19 protein-coding genes and 3 tRNA genes are annotated in these 23,245 nt (G+C 74.3%); 9 read left to right on the top strand and 13 right to left on the bottom strand.

Annotation, left to right across the window (positions count from 1 at the left end; all coding sequences use genetic code 11):
- Window positions 1–13: 13 nt before the first annotated feature.
- Entirely contained in the window at window positions 14–1,015 is a 1,002-nt protein-coding gene (locus HHL19_RS00705) for a helix-turn-helix domain-containing protein (protein WP_169086160.1), read from the bottom strand.
- A gap of 142 nt (window positions 1,016–1,157) precedes the next feature.
- On the opposite strand from HHL19_RS00705, the gene HHL19_RS00700 reads away from it, so the two are divergent.
- Window positions 1,158–1,580: an SH3 domain-containing protein gene (locus HHL19_RS00700; protein WP_169084457.1), complete on the top strand. Its 423-nt coding sequence runs from the start codon at window positions 1,158–1,160 to the stop codon at window positions 1,578–1,580.
- Here the strand turns inward: HHL19_RS00700 and HHL19_RS00695 are convergent.
- Window positions 1,577–2,257 (bottom strand): AhpC/TSA family protein, encoded by a 681-nt coding sequence (locus tag HHL19_RS00695; RefSeq protein ID WP_169084455.1) that lies wholly within the window; start codon window positions 2,255–2,257, stop codon window positions 1,577–1,579. The two genes, HHL19_RS00700 and HHL19_RS00695, sit on opposite strands and share 4 nt — an antisense overlap.
- Window positions 2,258–2,338: 81 nt before the next feature.
- On the opposite strand from HHL19_RS00695, the gene HHL19_RS00690 reads away from it, so the two are divergent.
- The 4 genes from HHL19_RS00690 (at window position 2,339) to HHL19_RS00675 (ending at window position 4,268) form a co-directional block, all read left to right on the top strand.
- On the top strand, window positions 2,339–2,953 hold the full coding sequence (locus HHL19_RS00690; RefSeq protein WP_169084453.1) for a TetR/AcrR family transcriptional regulator C-terminal domain-containing protein: 615 nt from the start codon (window positions 2,339–2,341) through the stop codon (window positions 2,951–2,953).
- Window positions 2,954–3,037: 84 nt separating this feature from the next.
- A complete protein-coding gene (locus HHL19_RS00685; protein WP_169084451.1) occupies window positions 3,038–3,394 on the top strand; it encodes a hypothetical protein in 357 nt (118 codons plus the stop codon).
- 156 nt (window positions 3,395–3,550) lie between these two features.
- Complete coding sequence (locus tag HHL19_RS00680) at window positions 3,551–4,204, top strand: hypothetical protein (RefSeq protein WP_169084449.1); 654 nt, start codon at window positions 3,551–3,553, stop codon at window positions 4,202–4,204.
- A tRNA-Lys gene (locus tag HHL19_RS00675) sits at window positions 4,195–4,268 on the top strand. The genes HHL19_RS00680 and HHL19_RS00675 overlap by 10 nt, the downstream gene beginning before the upstream one ends.
- Window positions 4,269–4,321: 53 nt before the next feature.
- Here HHL19_RS00675 and HHL19_RS00670 read toward each other — a convergent pair.
- Window positions 4,322–5,572 (bottom strand): M6 family metalloprotease domain-containing protein, encoded by a 1,251-nt coding sequence (locus HHL19_RS00670; RefSeq protein WP_346768258.1) that lies wholly within the window; start codon window positions 5,570–5,572, stop codon window positions 4,322–4,324.
- A 481-nt stretch (window positions 5,573–6,053) separates the two neighbouring features.
- Here HHL19_RS00670 and HHL19_RS00665 point away from each other — a divergent pair, with 481 nt between their 5' ends.
- Entirely contained in the window at window positions 6,054–7,826 is a 1,773-nt protein-coding gene (locus HHL19_RS00665) for an EAL domain-containing protein (RefSeq protein WP_206324542.1), read from the top strand.
- 118 nt (window positions 7,827–7,944) lie between these two features.
- Here the strand turns inward: HHL19_RS00665 and HHL19_RS00660 are convergent, their stop codons facing one another.
- Complete coding sequence (locus tag HHL19_RS00660; protein WP_169084444.1) at window positions 7,945–9,657, bottom strand: glycosyl hydrolase family 18 protein; 1,713 nt, start codon at window positions 9,655–9,657, stop codon at window positions 7,945–7,947.
- A gap of 254 nt (window positions 9,658–9,911) precedes the next feature.
- Window positions 9,912–11,015 (bottom strand): LLM class flavin-dependent oxidoreductase, encoded by a 1,104-nt coding sequence (locus HHL19_RS00655; RefSeq protein ID WP_169084442.1) that lies wholly within the window; start codon window positions 11,013–11,015, stop codon window positions 9,912–9,914.
- Between the two features lie 392 nt (window positions 11,016–11,407).
- Between HHL19_RS00655 and HHL19_RS00650 the strand changes: the two genes are divergently transcribed.
- Together HHL19_RS00650 and HHL19_RS00645 are read left to right on the top strand one after the other, a co-directional pair.
- Window positions 11,408–12,166: an IclR family transcriptional regulator C-terminal domain-containing protein gene (locus tag HHL19_RS00650; RefSeq protein WP_169084440.1), complete on the top strand. Its 759-nt coding sequence runs from the start codon at window positions 11,408–11,410 to the stop codon at window positions 12,164–12,166.
- A 76-nt stretch (window positions 12,167–12,242) separates the two neighbouring features.
- Window positions 12,243–12,316, top strand: a tRNA-Lys gene (locus tag HHL19_RS00645).
- A 519-nt stretch (window positions 12,317–12,835) separates the two neighbouring features.
- Here the strand turns inward: HHL19_RS00645 and HHL19_RS00640 are convergent.
- The 4 genes from HHL19_RS00640 to HHL19_RS00625 all read right to left on the bottom strand — a co-directional run bounded on the left by HHL19_RS00640 (window position 12,836) and on the right by HHL19_RS00625 (window position 19,195).
- Window positions 12,836–14,530 (bottom strand): AMP-binding protein, encoded by a 1,695-nt coding sequence (locus tag HHL19_RS00640; RefSeq protein ID WP_169084438.1) that lies wholly within the window; start codon window positions 14,528–14,530, stop codon window positions 12,836–12,838.
- A gap of 25 nt (window positions 14,531–14,555) precedes the next feature.
- Complete coding sequence (locus HHL19_RS00635; RefSeq protein ID WP_169084436.1) at window positions 14,556–15,146, bottom strand: lytic polysaccharide monooxygenase; 591 nt, start codon at window positions 15,144–15,146, stop codon at window positions 14,556–14,558.
- A gap of 225 nt (window positions 15,147–15,371) precedes the next feature.
- Entirely contained in the window at window positions 15,372–17,801 is a 2,430-nt protein-coding gene (locus HHL19_RS36940; RefSeq protein ID WP_240981368.1) for an SPFH domain-containing protein, read from the bottom strand.
- Between the two features lie 26 nt (window positions 17,802–17,827).
- On the bottom strand, window positions 17,828–19,195 hold the full coding sequence (locus HHL19_RS00625; RefSeq protein WP_169084434.1) for a peptidoglycan-binding protein: 1,368 nt from the start codon (window positions 19,193–19,195) through the stop codon (window positions 17,828–17,830).
- 184 nt (window positions 19,196–19,379) lie between these two features.
- On the opposite strand from HHL19_RS00625, the gene HHL19_RS00620 reads away from it, so the two are divergent.
- Window positions 19,380–19,453, top strand: a tRNA-Lys gene (locus tag HHL19_RS00620).
- A gap of 55 nt (window positions 19,454–19,508) precedes the next feature.
- Here HHL19_RS00620 and HHL19_RS00615 read toward each other — a convergent pair.
- The 4 genes from HHL19_RS00615 to HHL19_RS00600 all read right to left on the bottom strand — a co-directional run bounded on the left by HHL19_RS00615 (window position 19,509) and on the right by HHL19_RS00600 (window position 23,177).
- Window positions 19,509–20,468, bottom strand: coding sequence for a glycoside hydrolase family 6 protein (locus HHL19_RS00615; RefSeq protein ID WP_169084432.1), 960 nt, complete (start codon window positions 20,466–20,468; stop codon window positions 19,509–19,511).
- A 623-nt stretch (window positions 20,469–21,091) separates the two neighbouring features.
- A complete protein-coding gene (locus HHL19_RS00610; protein ID WP_346768218.1) occupies window positions 21,092–21,739 on the bottom strand; it encodes a class F sortase in 648 nt (215 codons plus the stop codon).
- A gap of 2 nt (window positions 21,740–21,741) precedes the next feature.
- Entirely contained in the window at window positions 21,742–22,323 is a 582-nt protein-coding gene (locus tag HHL19_RS00605) for a hypothetical protein (RefSeq protein ID WP_169084430.1), read from the bottom strand.
- 74 nt (window positions 22,324–22,397) lie between these two features.
- Window positions 22,398–23,177, bottom strand: a complete 780-nt coding sequence (locus HHL19_RS00600; protein ID WP_169084429.1) for an HAD-IIA family hydrolase — start codon at window positions 23,175–23,177, stop codon at window positions 22,398–22,400.
- Between the last annotated feature and the right edge of the window lie 68 nt (window positions 23,178–23,245).

The raw sequence follows: 23,245 nt of genomic DNA, 5'->3' as shown, positions 1-23,245 counted from the left end.
GAGGGCCTGACCGTCAGGGGCGGTGGGCGGCGGCGCGGAGGACGGAGGCGCCGACGGGGGTCAGGGTGTGCAGGACGGTCGCGGCGTGGCGGCTGCTGGTGATGAGGCCCGCGTCGCGCAGGGCCGTGGCGTGGCGGCTGGCGGAGGCCGCGGAGACGCCCGCCGCGCGGGCGATCTCACCGGTCGTCGCGCCGGTGGCGGCGGCGCGCAGGGCAGCCGCGCGGGTGCGGCCGAGGAGGACCGTCAGGGGGGCGGAGGGCGCGTCGGCGAGGGGGTGGCCGGGCGGCGGGGCCGTGGCGTCCCGGCGCACCGGGTAGCAGACGACGGGCGGGAGGGCCGGGTCGGCGAGGCTGGTCGGGGTGCGCCAGCAGAAGTACGTGGGAAGCAGGGTCAATCCGCGACCGTCCAGGCGCAGTTCGCGGTCGGCGGGCGGGAAGTCCACCTGTAAGGACGGCGGTCGCCAGCGGATCGTGGGCCCGGCGCCGCCGAGCAGCCCGTGGACGCCGCCGTCGAGGAACCCGCGGCCGAGCACGGCCCGTTCGGCGTCGAAGCGGGAGCGGACGGCCTCCTCGTACGGGGCGATGACGGCGTCGTGGTACGCGCGCAGCACCCGCACGAGCTCCCTGCGGTCCTCCAGGCCGGTGAGCCGCGCGGTCCACGGGGGCGCGCCGACCGTGCGGTCGAGCCGGGCCAGCTCCTTCGCCACCCGCCGCGGGCAGGTCTCCAGGATCGCGTCGCACCCGGCGGCGAGGCCGTCGACGCCCCGCCCGGGGGTCAGGAAGTCGGGGAAGTAGGCGGCCCGGGGGAAGAGCGGCAGGAGGACGGTGCGCAGGGCCCGTTCGAGCCCCTTCTCCCGGAGCCGGAGCCGTACGGCCCTGAGCCAGCCCGCGTACGCCCAGCGGCCGTCGCGGGTCTGGAAGCGGTGCAGGCTGGTGGCGATCTCCCAGAACGGGTTGGGCGCGGCGGCGACCCGCACGGCGGCGAGGTCGGCGTCCCCGAAGTGGATGCGGAGCATCTCGTTCCCCCCGATGAGCTCGGCTTTTTCGGTCAGCCGCAACAGCATCGCCGGGGTGCGCCGGAATCCGTCATGGTTGGCCAACGGCGCAGGACCGTGGGCGTGTCCTCGCCGCGGAAACCACGAAACGGGAGGAAGAACCATGCGAACTCTCAAGAGCCGTACGGCAGTCACCCTCACCACGGGGGCCCTGGCACTCGCCGGGATCCTGGGCACGGCGGGCACCGCCAACGCCGCACCGACCCCGACCCCGGCCCCGGCCCCGCAGACGCAGCAGGTCGGCGAGGCCGGCCAGGTCCAGCCGCTCGCCACCTACAGCCGCAAGGTCTGGAAGACCGTCAACCTCCGGACCGGGCCGTCCAGGTCCTACGCGATCATCGGCAAGCTGTACGGGGGCACCTACTACACGGTCAGCTGCTGGAAGTACGGCGAGACCGTGACCGCCGAGGGCACCACCAACAACGTGTGGATCCGCGCGTACACCAACGGCCGCTGGGGCTACGCCAGCGCGATCTACTTCTCCGGCAACAAGTACGGGAACCTGCCCTCCAGCGCGCGGTGCTAGGACAGGCCCTGGTCCCCCGCCCGTGAGGCCGCCGCCGCCGCGAGGGCGAGGAGTTCGTCGACCGACCACTGGTCGTCGATGTGCTCTCCGTACTTCGCGGCGGCGATCCGCCCGTCCGGGGCGACGAGGAAGTCCGCGGGAAGGCCGGTCCGGCCGCCGGGCTGGGCGGCGGCCGGGAGCCGACCGCGGCCCCGGAACAGTTCCACGGCGCTCGCGCAGACGCCCCGGACGATGCCCGGCCAGCCCCGCGGGTCGAGCAGGGACCGGCGGTGCGCCTCGACGGCGAAGGCCGCGTACAGCTCCTTTCGGGGGTCGGCGACGACGGCGAAGGGGAGGTGGGCGACGTGCTCGCGCAGTTCCTCGGCGGGCGAGTGGAAGAACGCCACCTCCCGGATCCCGGCCCGCTCGATCTCCTCGTGGCGCCGGGCCACCGAGCGGAGGTGGAGGTGGCAGACGGGGCAGCCGGCGAAGCGCCGGAACTGCGCGTGGACGACGCGCCCGGGGTCCGGCACCACCAGCGACGGCCCGACGACCGGGGTGAGCGTCCGGACGGGGACGGTGTCGCCGGGCCTCAGTCGGGACCGGGCGGGGACGGGGGCGGGGACCGGCGTGGGGTCGTGTGCGGGGTCGGGGACCGGTGCCGTGTCGGGGGCGGGGGTCGGCCGGGGCGTGCGCATGGGTCACCTTCCGTGGGAGGGCTCGTAGGCGTACGACGTACTCCTAACGGTGTAGGCGTAGGGCGTACGCTGTCAAGCGCCATGCCACGACCCCGCTCCCTCACCCCCGAACGGCTCGCCGCCGCCGCGCTGGCCGTCGTCGACCGCGACGGCCTCGCGGCCCTCTCCATGCGCACCGCCGCCAAGGAGCTCGGCATGAGCCCGATGGGGCTCTACCGGTACGTCTCCGACCGCGAGGAGCTGGAACGGCTGGTCGTCGACCGGATCCTCGGGGCGGTCGACACGACCCCGCCGCCCCGCGACACGCCGTGGCGCGAACGGGTCGAGCTCATGACCGGGCGGCTGCGCGAGGCCGTCGCCCGCCATCCGGAGGCCGTCCCGCTCACCCTCACCCACCGCCACCGCTCCCCCGGCGGACTGCGCTGGTCGGAGACGGTGCTCGGCATCCTCACCGAGGCCGGGATCGACGGCCCCCGACGGGTGGTCGCACTGCGCGCGCTCCACGCGTACGTGACCGGGGCGATCCAGCTGGAGCACCGGGGCCCGCTGGCGGGGTCGGGTACGGAGACGATCGCCGGCCTGCCCGTCGACACCTTCCCGCTGCTGACGGCGACCGCCCGGGACGCCGGTGGCGTCACCCCCGACGAGGAGTTCTCCGGCGGGCTCCGGATGCTGCTGCGCGGCCTCGGGGGCTGACCCCGGAGGCGGTCTTGCGGGGCGCGGGAGAATGGGGGTGGTCCGGCGTCCCGGGCCTGTGCGGGTGCGAGGAGGAGCGGAAAGATGGCGGAACACCTGGAGCGGAGCGGACAGCGGCGGTTGCGGCCGGCGCCCCTGGTCTTCGAGCCTGCCGAGGCGACCGCCGATCCTGAGCACTTCTTCGACCTGGAGTCGATCGAGGACCCGAAGGAGCTGCTGGCCCGGGCGACCGAGCTGACCCTGGCGTTCCGGGCGGCGACGGACCGGGCGGTCGAGTTCCAGGCCGTGGCGGCGGCGCAGCTCGCCGATCCGAAGCGGTTCGACCGGCTGACGGCGGCGGACGTCGCCGAGCGGGCGGCGTGGACCGAGGACTACGCGCGGAAGATGATCGAGTTCGGGCGGGACCTGATCCGCGCGGAGGGGCGGCCCGCGGAGGACTGAGCCGCCCGGGGGAAGGGGAGAACGGGCGTTCGGCATATGCGTGAGGCCGTATGCGCCGGGCCTTATGCGGCGCGCACGATACTCCCCCGGGGTCGGCCCTGTCCGCCTTTTCGCGACTCCCGGCGTCCGGTCCGTCACCGGCGGTAGACCTGTTCCATGACGACGACGACCTGGCTGCGCGACGAGACCACCCCGTACACCCCGTACGGCGTCCTCCGCTTCCTGCGGGCGGGTGACGAGGACCGGCACCAGACGGCCCGGGTGACGGCGGACGGCGCCGCCTGGCTGGCGTCGGCGGCCGGCGGGGAGCCCGGGGCGGCGCTGGCGCGCTGGGAGGCGCGGCCGGAGTCGCCGGCGGTGCTGCCCTGCGGGACGGCCTTCGACGTCGTCAACGTGGACCCGGTCTTCGGGCGGCGGATGCTGGACCGGCTGTGGGAGGAGGGCCCGGGCTCGGGTCCGGTCGCCTCGCACCGGGGCCGGACGCTGCTCTTCGCCGCGCCGGGGACCGCCCAGCGGCTGCCCGCGCTCCTCGACTGGGAGGAGTGGGGGGAGGCCGTGCCGCGGCCGATCTGCCACGGGACGGGCGACGCGGTGACCGTGCCGCCGCTGGTGCCGGCCGGGGAGGAGTCCGCCGGGCCCCGGTGGCTGGTCGCCCCCGACACCCGCAGCCCGTGGCTGCCGGGGCCCGAGGTGGTGCTCTGGGCCTGCGTCCGGGCCGCCCGGACGGTTTCCGCGGCCGACGTGCGGGTATCGATTTTCGCTCCCGCGGGTGAGGGTGCTAATGTCTACGACGTCAGCAGGCGCCGCTAGCTCAGTTGGTTAGAGCAGCTGACTCTTAATCAGCGGGTCCGGGGTTCGAGTCCCTGGCGGCGCACAGACGGAGAAGGCCCCCTCGCGGAAGCGAGGGGGCCTTCTTGCATGTCCGCTTCAGTTCGCGCCCGGTGGGGTGATCTTCACCGTCCAGACGCCGGACCCGCTGCGGTCGGAGACCTCGACGCGGACGTCCGTGCCGGGCACGGTGAGCGTCTCGCCGACCTCCAGGGGGGCGTCCGCGAGCGGCGGGTAGACCGAGCGCTCCCAGCAGGCCTCGGTGTCCGGGTGGGCGTCGACGACCTGGACCGGGCCCTCGCCGGAGGCCGCGCGGGCCTCGACCCGGTAGACGAGGACGCCCTCGGTGCAGGTGTCGGCGTCGTTGCCGGTGGCGGCGCGGGCCTCGATCGCGAGGACGCTGTCCCGGCCCGTGCGGACGACGGCGAGCCGGGTGGAGCGGGCCGCGGGGGTCGCGGGGGCGGCGGAGACGGGCTCCAGGGCGACCACGCGCGGCTCGCCGCCCTGGACGCAGGTCACCTGGGAGCGGTCGAGCCAGCCGAGCTTCCACTTGTGCCAGCCGAAGGGGTCGGGGGCGAGGCCGAACTGGCTGCCCATGACGTCCCAGTCGCCCACATGGGTGTCCCAGTCGCCCTTGCCGTCGACCGGGCGGCGGTAGAGGTCGGGCAGGTCGAAGACGTGGCCGGTCTCGTGGGCGAGGACGTTCCGGTCCGGCGGGTGCCGCTCGAAGACAGTGACGACCCGCCGGATCTTCGCCCCGTCGGCCTCCAGCGGGCGCTCCAGGTTGACCACCTTGGTGGCGTCCGAGTCGACGCCGGGCGCGTCCGGGTCGGCGACCAGGTAGACGATGTCGTACCGGGAGAAGTCCACGGAGTCGTCGACCGCGGCGACCGCGTCCCGCAGGTAGTCGGCCCGCTTCCCGGCGTCCCAGTCACGCCGTATGTCGTACTCCGTGGACGGGTGGGGCATCGGCGTCCAGGCGGCGCGGGGGTGCGGGCGCAGGGTGAAGCGGCCGTAGGAGGCCCGCCGGAAGAAGTCGGTGGTGGCCGGGAAGTGGTCGGCGGTCAGCTCCTCCGGGGTGGTCAGCGGGGTGGCGTCCGGGAACGACAGGAAGATCATGACCGCGTCGAGCGTGCGCTCGGGGCGCGGATAGGAGCCGTTCCAGCTGTCGAGGCCGAGCGAGTGGTGGACGGCGGCACGGGGCAGGGCGCAGGGGCCGGCCGAGGGCGCGGCCACGGCGGGCCCGGCGACCAGGCCGGTGGCCGCGAGCGCGGCGAGCGCCGTGAACGAGGCGGCTCCGGCGCGCAGCCGGGAGCGCTCCACTCCCCCGGGTGGCTGCTGACCCTCCACGTGGACCTCCGGTTCGCGAGTGCGGGACACCTCCCCCACCTTGTGATGGTTCGCGGTGTTTCGCATGTTTCCGCTGCCCCGGTCGGGTGAGAGCGTGGCGTCCGGTGGACGCGAGGCGATCGCAGTCCACCTCACTGACAGTCACATTCGGTCATCCCGACGACGCCGTGCGTCAGACCCGGAAGGAATCGGTCGAGGGGGCGGCGCCCGGTGTCCGGACTCACACCGTCCGCGCCCCCGCTCGCCCGCCCAGGAGCTGGAACGGCCCCCCGGGCTGCCTCTATGATCGGCAGACTTGTCCGGAGGCCGACCATCCTGACCACATGTGAACGGCCCCCCAGCACCACGGGAGCGAGCGGTGAGCGGAACCCCCGAAGGACCGGCACACCCAGAACCGCCCGGCATCCCGCCGGCCCGCCCGGCACTCACGGAGCGTGAACTCCGCGACTACCGGGCCGCCTTCCGCGCCTCCCGGCTCGCCATGGCCCTCGTGGACCGGGACGGCCTGGTCGTCGCCGCCAACGACTCCCTCGGCGCCCTCCTCGGCACCGACGGCGCCGCCCTGCGCGAGCAGGCCGCCGCCGACCTCGTGGACCTCGCCGCCGACGGACGCACCTGGCACGCCTACCGCGAGGTGCTGCGCGGCCGCCGCTCCCGCTTCCGCTGCACCCGCCGGCTCAAGCACCCCGACGGACGCAAGCTGTGGGCCGAGGTCACCGTCGCCCCGGTCCCCGACACCGGCCGGGTGCTGCTCTCCGTCGCCGACATCAGCGAGCGGCGCGAGCTCCAGGCCCGGCTGCGCCACCTCCAGATGCACGACCCGGTGACCCGGCTGCCCAACCGGGCGCTCTTCTTCGAGCGCCTCTCGGCCGCCCTGGAGTGCGCGGCGGCGGAGAGCGTCGAGGCGGCCACCGGCGCGGCCGGGCCGACCGAGCCGGCCGGCGCCCCGGAGCCGTACCGCTCCCCCCACTCGTACCGGTCGTACCGATCACACAGCCATGGCAGAACAGGGCGGATCGGCCTCTGCTACCTGGACCTCGACGGTTTCAAGGCGGTCAACGACACGCTCGGGCACCGGGTCGGCGACCGGCTGCTCGCCGCCGTCGCCGGGCGGCTCACCGAGTGCGCCGACAGCGCCGGCTACACCCGCAGCGGCGGCCACCTCGTGGCCCGGCTCGGCGGCGACGAGTTCGCCGTCCTGGTCGAGGACTCCACCGGTACGGAACAACTCGCCGACCTGGCCCGCTCGGTGCTCGCCGCCCTGGAGCGGCCCTTCGACCTCGGCGGGCAGCGGCTCTCCGTCTCGGCCTCCATCGGCGTCGTCGAGCGCGCCGCCCCCGGCACCACCGCCACCGGCCTGATGCAGGCCGCCGACACCACGCTGTACTGGGCGAAGGCCGACGGCAAGGCCCGGTGGACGCTCTTCGACCCGGAGCGCAACGCGCACCGGATGACAAGGCAGTCGCTCTCCTCCACCCTCCGCCCGGCGGTGGAGCGCGGGGAGTTCGCCCTGGAGTACCAGCCGCTGGTCGATCTGGCCGGCGGGGCGGTGCGCGGGGTGGAGGCGCTGGTGCGGTGGAACCACCCGCAGTTCGGGGTACTGCCGCCGAATCGGTTCGTCGCGATCGCCGAGGAGGACGGCTCGATCGTGGAGCTCGGGCGGTGGGTGCTGCGCACCGCCTGCGAGCAGGCCCGGCAGTGGCAGAAGGACCATCCGCGCGAGCGCCCGCTCTTCGTGAGCGTGAACGTGGCGGTCCGCCAGGTCTGGGACTCCGACCTGGTGGCGGACGTGGCGGGGATCCTCGCCGAGACCGGGCTCGCCCCGCACCTGCTCCAGCTGGAGCTGACCGAGTCCGCGGTGATGGGCTCGGCGGGCCGCCCGCTCCAGGCCCTCCAGGCCCTCAGCGACATGGGCGTGCGGATCGCCATCGACGACTTCGGCACCGGCTATTCGAACCTGGCGTATCTGAGCCGGCTGCCGGTCTCCGTCCTCAAGCTGGACGGCTCCTTCGTGCGCGGCTTCCAGGACCAGGAGCACGCCAACCCGGCGGACGAGCTGATCGTGGAGGCGCTGGTGCAGCTCGCCCACCGGCTCGGTCTGACGGTGACGGCCGAGTGCGTGGAGACCGCCGGGCAGGCGGCGCGGCTGCGGCGGATCGGCTGCGACACCGGGCAGGGCTGGCTCTACTCGCGGGCGGTGGCCCCGGAGCGCATCGCCGCGATGATCGAGGGCACGACGCCGCTGCGGGTCTGAATCCGGAGGGGAACGCGCGGGCATGGGACTGCCCCCGGCCGGAGGGACATTCCGGGCGGGGGCAGCGGTTCATGCGGTGTCGCGCGGTGCGGTGCCACGCGGTGGTGCGGTCAGGGCCTCAGCAGGCGCCGAGGTCCTGCCAGACGCCCCACTCGCCCGTGGTGCCGGGGGTCTCGTTCTGGGTCCACCACTTGGCCTTGTACGTGCGGCCGTTGTGGGAGACCACGTTGCCCGCGTTGTAGACCGTGCCGGCGACGTAGGCCGGGACCGAGCCGCAGCCGGCCGGGGGCTCCGTGGTCGGAGGCGTGGTCGGCGGGGTGGTGGTCGGAGGCGTGGTCGGCTCCGTCGTGGGCGGCGTGGTGGGCGGCGTGGTCGGCGGGACGGTGGTGCCGCCGAGCGCGGTGTTGATCTGCTTCAGCAGGGTGACGTTCTCGTCCAGGCCGAGGAGGGAGTACATCATCGCGCCGGCCAGGCCGCGCTGCTTGCCGTAGTTCACCCGCTCCTGGATGGACTTCTGGTTCAGGCCGGTGAAGAACTCGCCGTCCTTGTAGAAGTACGAGGACTTGGCCTGGTCGTCCCAGAAGGTGGTCGACGCGTTGTCGACGACGCCGCCCAGCTCCTTGTAGTGGGCGATGCCGGCCTGCTGGCTCAGCGGGCGGGCGTTGGAGCCGCCGGTGGCGGTCTGCGCGAGGCCGTTGGTGGTGCCGGCGGGCACGCCCTTCCAGCCGCGGTAGTAGAACTCGTAGCCCAGCGTCAGCTTGTTCGCGGGGAAGCCGCCGGTGATGCCGTAGGTCGGGTTGCCGTCGATCCAGGAGTCGATGGCGGCGTCGATCGAGTACTTCTCCTGGCCCGGCGCGATCACGTCGGTCGGGTCGTTCGAGCCGGAGTACAGCGGGGACTGGTGGTACGTCGGCCCGTCGCCGTCCCAGGCGCCGTGCATGTCGTACGTCATGATGTTCGCGTAGTCGAGGTACGCGCCGATCTTGTCCGTCTCGATGTACTTGATCTTGTCCTGGCCGGCCGGGAGGGCCGCGGTCAGCAGGTACTTCTTGCCGCCGTCGGCCGCGCCGTACGCGTCGAGCTGCTTGCGGAACTCGGCGAGGAGCAGGGTGAAGTTCTGCTTGTCCTCGGGGCCGTAGTGGTTGCCCAGGTGGCCGCCGGAGGAGCCGGGGTACTCCCAGTCGATGTCGATGCCGTCGAAGATGCCGGCCGCGGTGCCCGCGCCGCCGAAGCCGCCCTCGACCGGGAGGTTGCCCTTGATGTACTGGTCGATGCAGGAGGAGACGAGCTTCTTGCGGCTCGCGTCCGTCTTGGCCGCGTCGTGGAAGTACTTGGAGTAGGTCCAGCCGCCGAGCGAGATGTTGATCTTCAGGTGGGGGTACTTCGCCTTCAGTTCCTTGAACTGGTTGAAGACGCCCACGATCGGCTGGTCCCACTTGTCGGCGACGCCGTCGACGGAGTCGGCCGCGGAGAAGGACTTCTGGTAGTCGGCGTAGGAGTCGCCGGCGCCGTCGCCCGCGTTCGGGTTGTTGTCGTCACCCGCGGCCTTGTTGGCCATGAAACACGTGAGGTTCGTCGGGTGGATGTTGCCGAACGAGTAGTTGATGACGTCGAGCTGGCTCGCGATGCCCCGCGTGTCGAGGTGCTTCGGGTAGAACGCGTTGCCGTACACGCTCCACTGGTCGTAGTACGCGATGCGCACCCCGCCGGCGGAGGCGGTGGTCGAGGCGTCGGCGGCCTGGGCGGAGCCGAGGCCCGCGGTGGCGGCGAGGGCGCCGGCCGCGAGGGCCGAGCTGAGCAGCGCGGCGATCAATGACTTACGGGGGTGCACGAGCGTCCTCCGATGGGGGGTACTGGTGGTGCCGTACAGGAGTTGGAGAAGTGATAGCCCCCGCATCAACGGCGCGTCAATGGTCTGAACCAGATTGAGGACTAGACCAATTTGAGGGTGAAAGCCCTCGTCAGAGGCGTGCAGCACAAAACGAAACCGCTCGCCACCATGTGTGACGAGCGGTTTAAGGTTTCCTTAGGGAAGCCGGTGAGGTGGTTCGAAGGTGAACCAGTCGCTCATCCGGAATCCGGGATTCAGCCCGACTGAGGCATGTCGTAGGCGTCCGCGACGAGTTCGTAGCTCCGCAGCCGCGCCTCGCCGCCGTGCACGTTGGCGGTCAGCATCAGCTCGTCGGCGCCGGTCCGCTTCTGGAGCTCGTCCAGGCCCGCGCGGACCGCGTCCGGGGTGCCGTACACCACGTTCGCCAGCCAGCTGTCGGTGAACTCCCGCTCCACCGGGCTGAATCCGTACGCCTCCGCCTCCTCCGGCGTCGGGATCAGCCCCGGCCGGCCGGTGCGCAGCCGCAGCATCGACAGCGCGCCGGTGAGCACCTGGCGGTACGCCTCGCGCTCCTCGTCGGCGGCGAGGGCGCCGACGCCGATGAGGGCGTAGGGCGCGTCGAGCACGGCGGAGGGGCGGAAGGACTGCCGGTAGAGGTCGAGCGCCGGGATCGTGTGGCGGGCCGAGAAGTGGTGGGCGAAGGCGAAGGGCAGCCCGAGGAGTCCGGCGAGCCGGGCGCTGAAGCCGGAGGAGCCGAGCAGCCAGACCGGGGGGCGGCCCTTCGGGCCCTGCACGGGGCCCGGCACGGCGTGGATCCGGGCGTAGCGGTGGGCGTCGGGGAAGTCGTCGTCCAGGAACCGGGTCAGCTCGGCAAGCTGCTCGGGAAAGTCGTCGGCACCCTCGTTGGGAGTGTCGGTGCGGCGCAGGGCGGCGGCGGTGGCGCCGTCGGTGCCGGGGGCGCGGCCGAGGCCGAGGTCGATCCGGCCCGGGGCGAGCGCCTCCAGGGTGCCGAACTGCTCGGCGATCACCAGCGGGGCGTGGTTGGGGAGCATCACGCCGCCGGAGCCGAGCCGGATGCGGCTGGTGTGGGCGGCGAGGTGGGCGAGGATCACGGCCGGGGAGGAGGAGGCGACCCCGGGCATCGAGTGGTGCTCGGCCACCCAGTGCCGGTGGTAGCCGCGCCGCTCGGCGAGCCGGCTCAGCTCCACGCTGCCGGCGAGCGACCGGCTCGCGGTGGAGCCGCTGCCCACGGTCACCAGGTCGAGGACGGAGAGGGGTACGGGGGCGGAGCCCGGGGCCTCCCCGCGTATGGCGTCGCCCGTCGCGTCCGTGTCTGCCTGGCTGCCGGTCTCGCTCACCGTCCGGTCCTTCCTCCATCGGGTACGTCGTCCATCGGAGCGGCAACAGGGGTGCGGTGGCACTTATTCCATGCCGCCCGATTACGGGACGAAGGGTGTGATCCGGGTGGCGGGGGTCACATTCCGGCCACCGGAGGATCTGCGTCCGGGTCCGCTTCCCCGCAGAGAATCTTCGTCCGCCCGTCGCCCGAACGCCTGCGCGAGCGAGGGTCGGCGCCGCTCTGACCTCACCCTCTTCCTTTCACTCATGCCTATGTCATATGCCAGAGTGGTGCGCCCCTGTACAGGGCGGGGATCCTCCGCACGATTCTCGCCAACAGCCGCCCCGTAAACGGCCCTTGGCGGCTATCGTGGTACGGAAGCTTGCGGTCACAACCTGGTAGGGGGAAACCGTGGCGCTGAAGCCCGAGCCCACCGCGCCGTTCCACTCGGTGCAATACGCCCTGCGCGTCCTCGAGACGGTCTCGCGGCACGGCGGCGGGGTGTCGGACGTCCAGATCGCCCGGGAGGCCGGACTGCCCGTCCACCACCTCTCGTCACTGCTCCTCATGCTCCGGCGCGAGGGGTACGTCGAGCAGGTCTCCGACGGCGCGTACGTCATCGGGGACTCCCTGGTCCTCCTCGGCTCCGGCTCGACCCGCCGCGACGCCCTGGAGGCCAAGCTCCAGGAGACCCTCACCGAACTGCGCGACTCCGTCGGAGCCGCCGTCTACATCAGCCGGTACATCGACGGCGAGGTGAAGATCACCCAGTTCGCCGACGGCCCGCGCACGCCCAAGGTCAACGAGTGGGTGGACTTCCGCTCGGCGGCCCACGCCAGCGCGGTCGGCAAGTGCCTGCTCACCCAGCTCGACCTCAACGGCCGGCGCGACCACCTCTCCCGACACAAGATCGCCCGCCTCACCTCGCGGACGATCACCAACGAGAAGGTGCTCTTCTCCAAGCTGGACAGCCAGCCGCCGACCGTCCCGGTCCTCGACCTCCAGGAGTACGCGGTCGGCACGGTCTGCGCCGCGGTGCCGCTCACGGCCGGCTCCGCCGTGGGCTGCCTGGCGCTCTCGCTCCCGATCGAGCACGCCCACCGGCTGCGCTCGGCCGCCGACACGCTGAACCGGCGGGCGGCCCCGGTGGTGCTGTCGCTGGCGATCTGAGCCGCGGAGCACCGGGGTCCCGGCGGGGCGGTCACGAGCACCCGTCGGGACCAGGTAGTATTTTCTCTGTCAGCAGGCGCCGCTAGCTCAGTTGGTTAGAGCAGCTGACTCTTAATCAGCGGGTCCGGGGTTCGAGTCCCTGGCGGCGCACCGACAGGAAGAGGCCCCTCGCGAAAGCGAGGGGCCTCTTCTGCGTGCCCCGCTCCTCTAGCCTGGAGGTACGCGAGAACGGCGAGGACCTGCGGATGGATGCCGGGGATCAGCTCCCGCAGCTCGGCCAGAACCCGCCCCGTCTCCTCCTGCGCCCGCGCGAGCCGCTCGGCCGGCGGCCCGCCACGGCCGGGCCGCTGCTCGCGGCCGGGTTCCGGGCGGTGGCGCCGGACCACCACGGCGACGGCCACGTCTACGGCTACGGCTACGAGCCCGAGGGTTTCCTGTGCGTGCCGGAGCGGCCCCGGGACGTCGCCTTCGTCCTCGACCGGCTCGCCTCGGAGGGCCCGCTCGGGCCGGTCGGCGTGGCCGGGTTCTCGGCCGGCGGGTACCCGGCGGCCACGACCGCGGGCGCCCGGCTCCATGTGCCCGCCCTGGCTCGTCACGCCGGAGAGCCTGGCCCGGGTCCGCATGGCGTTCTTCGCCGAGCACCTGGCGCAGGGGCTGTCCGTCCTCCGGTCATGCCGGTTCGCGGCCGTGGCGGGTGTACTCCGCGCGGAGGGTCGCGAGGGCGGGGGCGGTGAGGGGTTCGTACGGGGAGGTGGGGGTCGGGCGCCACCAGACCGGGTCCGGGCAGAGGAAGGACGAGCGGCGGAGGGCCACGCGGTGGATCTTGTTGGTGGCGGTGAGGGGGAGGGCGGGGGTGATCCGGACGAAGCGCGGAGGCATCTTCGTGCCGAGGTCGGGCTGGGCGGCGAGGAAGGCGGCGAAGGCCGCCGGGTCGAAGTCCGTACCGGGCTGGAGGGTCAGGGCCGCCATGACCTGGTCGCCGGAGACCGGGTCGGGGACGGCGTAGACGGCGACGCCGGCCGCCCGGTGCCAGCGGGAGAGGATCGCCTCGATCATGGCGGCGGCGAGGTTCTCGCCGTCGACGCGGAGACGGTCGTCGGTGCGGCCCGCGAAGTAGAGGTAGCCGGCTTCGTCGCGGTGGAAGAGGTCTCCGGTCCAGTACCAGCCGGCGCGGCGGCGGGCGGCCTCGGCGGCGGGGTTGCGCCAGTAGCCCTCGAAGGTGCCGGTGCCGCCTCGGTTGACGAGTTCGCCGATGGCCGCGTCGGCGTTGAGGAGGCGGCCGGTGGGCGAGAAGCGGGACGGCGGGCATTCGCGGAGGGTCTCGGGGTCGACGACGGCCAGGTCGTCGCCGGGCGCGGCGCGGCCGATCGCGCCGGGCGGGGTGTCGGGGGTGCGCTGGATCGACGCGCCGCCCTCCGAGGAGCCGTACCCCTCGACCAGCGGCACCCCGAAGCGTTCGCGGAAGCGGGCCGCGTCGACGGCGCCCGCCTCGGTGCCGAAGCCGAGGCGGAGGCGGTGGTCGCGGTCGTCGGGCCTTGGCGCGGTGGCGAGGACGTACTGGATGGCGCGGCCCACGTAGGTGAAGTAGGTGGCGTCGTAGCGGCGGACGTCCGGGAGGAAGCGGGAGGCGGAGAAGCGGGCGCGCAGGGCGATCCCGGCGCCGGCGGCGAGGGCCGGGGCCCAGTCGGCGATGACGGCGTTGCCGTGGAACATCGGCATGCAGACGTAGTGGGTGTCGTCGGGCGTGACGGAGAACGCGCGGGCGAGCGAGGCGCCGGCCGAGGCCACCGCGCCCTGGCTGCGGAGCGCGGCCTTCGGGGTGCCGGTGGAGCCGGAGGTGAAGGTGAGGAGGTAGCGGGTGGCGGGGGTGACGGGGCCGAGGACGGCGTCGCCGGGGCGGGCGTCCGCGTAGGGCGCGAGGAGCTCCCCGTACGCCTCGGTGTCGGTGACCAGGACGCGCACGCCCGGCAGCGGCAGGCCGTCGAGGAGCGGCAGGTGGGCGCGCTGGGTGACGAGGACCCGGCAGGCGGTGTGGGTGATGTCGCGGGCCAGTTCGGCGCCGCGGCGGGTGGGGTTGAGGCCGGCGACGGCGGCCCCCGCGAGGGCCGCCGCGCCGAGCCAGAGCGGGTACTCCGGCGTGTTGTCGAGCAGCAGGCCGAGGTGCGGCTCGCCCCCCGGCCGGGGTGGCATCAGGTCCACGAGCAGGGCGGCCCGCGCGGCGGCGCCGGCGGCGGCCCGGTGGTGGCTGAGGGTGTGGTGCTCGTCCCTCAGCCCGGTCCGGTGGTCGCCCCAGCGGCACCGTACGAGCTCCGCGACGGTGTCCGCGCCCGCCCGTGTCCCGACCTTCCGAGTCCTGGCCGTCATGGCCGGGACTGTAACTGACAGGACGTCAGAACTGAACGTCCGAGCAGGCGTAGAAGGCGTTCGCGGTGTCCGCGATCGTCCACACCGCGAGGATCAGGTGCTTGCCGGTCTTGCCCGCCGGGAGGGTCCCGGAGTGCGAGAGCGTCGACGGCGGCTGCTGGCTGTTGTACGGGACGGTGAGGAACGGCTGGGGGTCGAGCTGGGCCCGGGTGAGCTTGCTGTTCGGGTTCCAGCCGTTCCTGGTGATGTAGTAGCGGAAGTCCGTGGTGCGGTGGCGGGCGGTGAACTGCCAGCGGAAGGTGTAGCTCTGGCCCGCCGTGACCCTCGTCGCCGGCCAGGCGCCGCCGCGCGGGTCGTCCAGCTGCGCGAAGCGGGAGTTCCCGCCGGCGCAGATGGTGCCGTCGGCGGGGCCGGCGGCCGGGAAGCCCTTGGGGCCCTCGACCGACTGCGGCTCCCACTGGATGGAGCCGCAGTTGGTCACCGTGCCGTTGGCGCAGAGCTTCTGGCGGCTGATCGGGGAGTCGGTGTAGCCGTGGCTGCTCGCGGTACCGGTCGCGAAGAGCGAGGCGGCCGTGACGCCCAGCGCCACGGCGGCCAGCCCTGTCTTTTTGCGCATGCTGTCGCTCCAGGGAGAACGTGGGGGAGTTCTGTGGTGCCCATGGGGCCCCGTAGGCCTCGGGGTCCCGTGGGCCGTGCTGCACGCGTGCGGGTTGTTCCTGTCGGACGATTCAGGTCTAGACCAAGTATCAAGGTAGGGACGGAAGTTGAACATGTCCATACCAACGGCGAGGGCGGCCGGGGAGACCCGACCGCCCTCGCCGCACCGACCCCGACCGGCCGGTCAGGCACCCTCCCCCGGGCCGCCGCGGCCCGTGTAGAACGCCACCGTCAGGTCCTTCACCAGCGCCTTCCGGTCGTAGTCGTCCAGCTCGACCAGACCACGACTGGTCAACCGGTGGACCACGTCGTCCACCGCGTCCACCACCGACGTCAGCACGCTGTCCCGGTGCTTCGCGTCGATCGCCGCGATCCGGCGGCGGCGCATCGCCTCCGCGACCTCGGGGGCGTACTCGATCCTCGTCGGCTGCGCCGAGAACACGTCAAGCCCGACCGGCGCGCACTCCGCCGACAGCATCCGGGTCAGCGCCTCGCCGACCGCCTCCGCGTCCCGGAGCGTCGGCGCGTCCTCGTGGAACGCGTCGGCCGGCAGCTGCGACAGCACCCGGGCCATCGCCGCCTCCACCTGCTCGCGCAGGTAGTCCTCGTGACCGTCGACCCCGAGCGCCGCGCGGACGGTGTCCCTGACCCGCCACACCACGAGGACCGTCACGTCCAGCGCGGTGCCCTTCGCGTCCACCGCCGGCAGCGGCTCGCTGCGCCAGTGGCGCAGCCGGACGTCCACCCGGCGGCGCAGCAGCAGCGGGCTCGCCCACACCAGTCCGGTCCGGCGGACGGTGCCGCGGTACTCGCCGAACAGCGTCAGCACCCACGCGTACCCGACCCGGCCCCGGCCGAGCCCGCCCACCGCGAACAGCAGCACCAGCACGCCGAGCGCCAGCAGCGCCCACTGGGCGAGGTGGATGCCGTGGTACGGGCGCGGGGGCAGGCCCAGCATGCGCGCGGCCCCGGCGGGCACGGCGCCCGCCCACCACACGACGGCCGCGCACCCCACGAGCGCGAGCAGCCCGCCCGCGATGCCGACCCAGCCCGGCAGCACCGCCGCCGGCCGCTCCACCAGCGCCGGATCGGCCGTCGGCGCGGGGCGCGCGGGGCCGGGGCGGGCGTGCTTGGTCGCGGGCCTCGGGATGACGGTCCTCTTCGCCTTCGGCGAGGCGGGCGGCGCCATGGCGACGGTGTCGGGCCCACCGTCGTCGCCGACGGCCCCACCGGGGCCGGCGCCCTCGCCGTTGCCGTTGCCGTTGCCGTCGCGGAAGAGGAGATGGACAGGAATCGACCCCGTGGTCTCCGCCCCGATGAGGTTCTTCCGCCGCGGCAACCGCCCCACGCCCGCGACCGGCACCGCGACCGACGCGACCCGCATCCCGGTGATCCGCCCGAAGTCGAGCAACTCCCGCTCCTCCTTGAACACACCGACCCCCGTACCGGCGGCTGCGGCCCCCGCCGGGCCACGGGCCGCGGCCGCCGCGGCGGCCGCGGCGGCCGCACGCGCGGGCACCGAACCCGGCCCGGTCGGAGCCTGCGTGCGGGCCGAAGACGATACGGGCCCCTCAGGCCCTGGGGTCGGACTCGGCGGAACGCCGGTTGTGCCCGGCGACTCCGTGCGGGCCGGGCCCGCCGGGGCACCGGCCGCGCTCGGCGCGGGCGGGGTCTGGCCGGACGGAACGGCGGCCTTCGGGCCCGCTGCGGCAGGAGCCCCCGCCGGCGCCTGGCCCGGCGGGACGCCGGGGGTGGCGGGCGGACCGGCCGGCGGGCGAGGGCCCTGCGCCGGGTCCGGGCCGGCCGGGGCCTCCGTGCGGGCCGCGCCCGCCGGGGCACCGGACGCGCCCGGCGCGGGCCCCATGCCTGTACGCGCCGGAGTCGCGTGCGAGGGAACGCCGGAGGCGGCGGGCGCCGCGTGCGGACCGGCCGGGGTGCGGACGCCCGGCGCCGGGACCGGCGCGGCCGGGGCCTCCGCGCCGGGCGCGGGCGGCGCGGGACGCGCACCGGCAGGCGTCGGGGGCGGGGCCTGGCCCGGCGGGACGGCGGCCGTACGTGCCACCGCACCCGCCTCGTGGGCGGCGGACGTCGGGGCGGGCCCTGCGGCCGCAGGCACCGGGGCCTGGTCCGGCAGGACACCGGAGGCGGCGGGCGCCGCGTGCGGACCGGCCGGCGTGCGGACGCCCGGCGCCGGGACCGGCGCGGCCGGGGCCTCCGCGCCGGGCGCGGGCGGCGCGGGACGCGCACCGGCAGGCGTCGGGGGCGGGGTCCGGCCCGGCGGGACGGCGGCCGCCTCCTGGGCGGCCATCTCCTGGGCGGCGGACGGCGGCGCCGGGGCGTCGGGCGCGGTCGCGGTCGCGGCCGGGGCGGCGGAGGCGGACGGTGCCGGTTCGGGGTCGTCGGAGGCGCGGACGGTGGAGGTCGGGGGCGGGTCGGCCGGGGTTTCCGGCCGGGGCGGGCCCTCCGGGGTGCCCGGGGCACCCGGGGCGGCCGGCTCGGGGGGCTCGGGGGTGGGAGGGCGGCGGGGGAGGGTGCCGTCGGTGAGGCGGCGGGCCGTGCGGGCGGCGTCTCGGGAGGCCGCCGCGCCGGAGTCGTTGGGGGGTGCTGCCGTCATTCGGGGTCCACCTCATGCTCTCGGGGTCATCGGAACAAACGCCGCCAGGTCTCCGGGCCCGGGTAGCCGTCGGCCGCTGCGCCGCGCCAGCCCTGTGCCCGCTGGAACGCCTCGACGTTGCGGCGGTCCGCCTCCGTCCAGCGCGGACCGGGTCCCGACAGGTAGTGCTTGCCGAAGCCCCGCTTCACCAGTTGTTTGCCCAGCTTCTCCACATATGCGTTGGATTGGCCCAGACGGAAGGAGCCACGCCCGGGGAACCCGTTCGCATCTGTGCTCGGGCCGCTCGAACCACTCGAACCGCCGATGTCCTTGCCCTGCCCCGAGACGAGCAGCATCCAGGTGTGCGGGCCCGGCAGCCCGTCCGCCTCCGCGCCCTTCCAGCCCTGGGCGCGCTGGAACGCCTGGGTCGCCCTGCGGTCGGCCTCGCTCCACCTCGGACCGGGGCCCGTCACGTAGAAGCGCCTGGCGCCGCGCTGGACCAGCATCCGGCCGAGCCGCGTGACGTGCGCGTTGTTCGCGCCGGGACCGAACTTCGCGCCGCCGGGGTACGCCGCCGTGCCCGTCGGCGGGGTCGTCGCGCCGCTGCCCGCGCCGCTGCCGCCGCCGGCCAGGCCCTTGTAGCGGTACGCCACGTACCGGGAGGAGTTCTCCCAGTACGCCATCGGCGTGGCCTGCTTCCGCGTGCGCGGCTTGGTCTGCTCGTACGCGACGTACGCCGTGTGGGTGTAGTCCGTCCAGCCGCCGAAGATCGTCACGTGCGAGCCGCGCGTCGGGTTGGCCGGGTTGTGGAAGAGCAGGATGTCGCCGGGCTGGAGCTCGGTCCGGTCGATGCGGACGGCGAAGCGGTCGAGGCTGCCGGTCCACTCGTTGCTGCGCAGGTTCCAGGCCATGGAGATGTAGCCGGAGCAGTCCTGGCGGTACCCGTCCGACCAGTACTTCTCCATCGAGTACGGCACCTGAACCGCGACCCACGTCTTGGCCCGGTTGATGATCTCCGTCCGGGTCGTCTTCCGCAGCGTCTCCGCCGAGATCTGACTGGTCGTCGGGACGGCGCCGGGGGTCGGCACCCCGTCGGCCTGCGCGGCCGGCGGGCCGTGCAGCGGGGCGCGGCCGCCCTGCGGGGTGTCGGTGCCCCGGGCGGCGCCCGCCGCGCCCGCCGCGTCGGCCGGGGCCGCGGGGGCGAGGGCGGTGGCGATGCCGGTCGCCCCTCCCCCGCCGAGGACCGCGCCCGCCGCCGTCACCAGGACCAGGGCCCGGCGGGCGCCGTGGGCCGCCGGGTGGCCGCCCGCGCGGACCGGCAGTCCCAGGGCGAGGTCGCGGCGGTGCCGGGCGCAGCCCGGGCAGCCACAGTCGGGCGCGGGTTCGAATTCCTCGAAGACCGGCACGCTGCTCATGTGATCCCCTCCACACTCGTCAAGATCCCTTTGGGCCTCGTTTCGGGCGCCAGTTTCTCAACTGTCTGGACAAATCGCATTTTGACGGATCAACGGCCTGATACGACCATCCGACAGGCCGGAGCGCGGTCACTCTTGGTTCGGAGCACCCCTGGAGGTCGGGTAGAGTTATCTCTGTCAGCAGGCGCCGCTAGCTCAGTTGGTTAGAGCAGCTGACTCTTAATCAGCGGGTCCGGGGTTCGAGTCCCTGGCGGCGCACCGACAGAGAAAGCCCCTCGCGAAAGCGAGGGGCTTTCTTGTTGCCGCGGGTCAACTACCGTGCGTTGCGGGCCAGTTCCAGGGCGTACGAGTCGAACCACTCCCCCGCCCTCGGGCCGCCCCGGCACTCCCTGTCCGACTCCCCCGGCCGCTTGATCCAGAGGAAGGCGCGGACCAGCGGGTCGCCCGTCCGCAGCGTCGGCGGCTCGCCGAGGGCGCGGCCCGGCGGGTTGCACCAGTTCTCCGCCGGGTCGCCCGCCGTGTAGGGGCCGTTTCCGTTCCGGCTGGTGTCGACGACGAAGGGCTTGCCGCCGACCAGGGCGGAGAGCTTGCGGCCGTACGCCACGCTCTCCTCGGTCGTGCGGAAGTTCGAGACGTTCACGGCGAAGCCGTCGGCGGCGGCGATGCCGGCCCGCCGGAGCGGTTCGGCCAGCTCCTCCGGGGCGGCCCAGCCGGCGTTGCCCGCGTCCAGGTGGACGGTGGTCAGCGGCTGCCGCCGGAGGCGCTCGACGGCGGCCTTGAGCAGGGCGTAGCGCTCCGCGTGGTGCTGGGCGGGGGCGCAGCCGTCGACCATGTGCATCACCGCGTCCGGCTCCAGGACCACCGTCGCACGCCGGGGGCCGATGCCCCGGGCGACGGCGTCCACCCAGGCGAGGTACGCCTTCCGGTCGGGCGCGCCGCCGGCCGAGTGGAGGCCGCAGTCGCGGTGCGGGATGTCGTAGAGGACGAGCAGCGAGGCCTGGCCGGCCTTCGTCGCGGCCTCGGTGAGGGCGCGGGTCTCCGCCTCGGGGCGGTCGGTGCCGATCCACTCCGCGACGGGGCGGGTCGCGATCCGGCTCAGCAGCGCGGCCTCGGCGGTGCGGCCGGCCGCGCGGTGGGCGGCGACGGCGCGGGCCGCCTTGCCGTCGGGGTTCACCCAGTAGGGCGCCTCTGGTGCCGGGGGCGGGGTGGGGGCGGCGGCCGTTACGGCGAGGAGGGCGAGGGTGGTGGCGGCGGCGGCTCGGGGTGCGGGCATGCGGGCCTCGGGCGCGGTCGGGGTGACGGAGCGGTGCCCATCGTGGCACGGCACCCCGCCGCCCCCCACGAGGCGCGGCCACCCCGCCACGGACATCCCCCCACCGCACCTCCCCCGCAGCCGGACGCACCCGGCACCCCGTGATGGCCCGGGCCCGCGCCCCGGCGCCTCCGTGCTTGGCGCGGACCCGTGCCCGACGCCCCCGGTCCGGGCCCGCGCCCGACGTCCCTGATCCGGGCTCGCACCCCGGCGCCCCCGTGCTGGCGCGGGCTCACGCCCGGCGTCCCTGGTCCGGGCCCGCGCCCAGCGTCCTGAGCCCGGGCCCAGCGTCCCTGACCCGGGCCCGCGCCCCGGCGCCCCCGTGCTGGCGGCCCGCGCCCGGCGTCCCTGTGGGCATACGTCCCGCAAGGGCGGGACGGGTGGGCACAGGGACGGCGCCCCCTGCCGCGCCTCGGCTTCCTGTGCCTGGACCCGCACCACGATGTACGGCTCCGTACCGGTGCGGGTTCAGGCGCATGTGCGGAGGCACCCGCAGAGGGTGCCGTTCCGTTGTGCCCACCCGTTCCGCCCCTTGCGGAACGCCTGCCCACAACAGAGCGACGGGGGGGAACCGCGGTGGCTGGTTAGGTCGTTGCTGTCAGGTAGGCCGAGACGACGACGTTTGCCGTGTAGAGGCCGGCCTTGGGGTCGAAGGTGCCGCCGCAGGTGATGAGGCGGAGTTCGGAGCGGGTGGGGTCGTGGGGGCCGTAGACCTTGCCGGGGTCGAAGGCGTCGCGGGGGACGACGGAGACGTCGTCGACGGTGAAGACCGCGACGGATCCGTCCGTCCGGGTGACGCGGACGGTCTCGCCGGGGCGGGTCGCGCTGAGGCCGTAGAAGACGGCGGGCCGGGTCTCGGTGTCGACGTGGCCGACGAGGAGCGCGGGGCCCGCCGCGCCGGGCGCGGTGCCGAGCCCGTACCAGCCGACGGTCTGCGGCAGCGAGTACGGCGGCGGGTCGACCGCCCCGGTGGCGTCGAGGCCCCGGGGGACGACGGGCGCGTCGATGCCGAGGGCGGGGATCTCGACCCGGCGGGGCGGGGCGGAGTCCGGTATCGGCGGGCGGGACGGCGGCAGGTCCACGCCCAGCGGACGGCCGACCGCCGCGATGTCGCCGTGCGTGGGGGCCGAGCTGCCGCCGGGGCCCCGGGCCGTGTCGTGGCCCCAGAGCCAGAGGCCGAGGAGCAGGACCGCCCAGGCCACGCCGGTGACCGGGCGGCTCGACGCGGCCACGCCTATTCCGTACGCCGGCGGCGGGAGCTGCGGAAGGCGACCGCGACGGCAGCGACGGCGGCCATGCCGAGGCCGAGCAGGGTGTACGGGGTGCCGAGGCCGTCCCCGCTCGCCGTCTGGGCGACGCCGGGCGCGGCGGGGGCCGCGAAGGCCGCGGTGCCGCCGCCGCCCGCGCGGACCGGGGCGACCGGGGTGACCGGGGCCGGGCGGTGGGTCGGCTGCTCGTGGTCGCGGCGGACGGTGAGGGTGCCGATGTCCGGGTGGTCGTGGCCGTCGCAGGTGATGGTGACCTTGTAGGTGCCGTCCTGAAGGCCCGTCCTGACGGTGGCGCCGCCGAAGATCGCGTAGGGGCCGCCGTCGCGGCCGGTGAGCTCGGCGTCCGCGACGAACGCCGGGGACTTGGCGGCGCCGGTGGTGCCCTCGCACCCCTGGGCGCGGACGTCGACGTCGGCTCCGGGCGCGGCGGTGGACGGGGTGACGGTGACGTGGACGCCGTCGTGGGCGAGGGCGGTGGCGGCGCCGGGAGCGAGCACCAGAGCCAGTGCCGCCCCTGCGGCACGGAGAGCGAGGGGACCTGAACGCATTGTGACCTCCTGGTACTGGCAGGGTCACCCGTTCTGGCGGGTTTCGCATCCGCAGGGGCGGCGGACCGGGCGCGCTACACGCGGTCGACGAGGTCCGCGATCGACTTCACGATCTTGGAGGGGCGGTAGGGGAAGCGGTCGATCTCGGCCTCGGAGGTCAGGCCGGTGAGGACGAGGAAGGTCTGCATGCCCGCTTCCAGGCCCGCCAGGATGTCGGTGTCCATCCGGTCGCCGATCATGGCGCTGGACTCGGAGTGGGCGCCGATGGCGTTGAGCCCGGTGCGCATCATCAGCGGGTTGGGCTTGCCGGCGAAGTACGGCTCCTTGCCGGTGGCCTTGGTGATGAGGGCGGCGACGGAGCCGGTGGCGGGGAGCGGGCCCTCCAGGGAGGGGCCGGTCTCGTCGGGGTTGGTGCAGATGAAGCGGGCGCCGTTGTTGATGAGCCGGACGGCCTTGGTCATGGCCTCGAAGGAGTACGTGCGGGTCTCGCCGAGGACCACGTAGTCGGGGTCGTGGTCGGTGAGGACGTAACCGATGTCGTGGAGGGCGGTGGTGAGGCCGGCCTCGCCGATGACGTACGCGGTGCCGCCGGGGCGCTGGTCGTCGAGGAACTTCGCGGTGGCGAGCGCGGAGGTCCAGATGTTCTCGACGGGGACCTCCAGGCCCATCCGGGCGAGGCGGGCGTGCAGGTCGCGGGCGGTGTAGATCGAGTTGTTGGTGAGGACCAGGAACGGCTTCCCGGTCTCCCGCAGCTTCCTGATGAACGCGTCGGCGCCGGGGATCGGGACACCCTCGTGGATGAGGACGCCGTCCATGTCGGTGAGCCAGGATTCGATCGGCTTGCGCTCTGCCATGGGTGCGGGACTCCTGCCGTACAAGTCGTGCGTGTGCTGGGGGCGACGCGACTGCGCTGTGGCGACGC

Source organism: Streptomyces sp. R302, from assembly GCF_012927245.1.
GTDB lineage: Bacteria > Actinomycetota > Actinomycetes > Streptomycetales > Streptomycetaceae > Streptomyces.
This window is presented reverse-complemented; position numbering and strand designations above follow the sequence as displayed.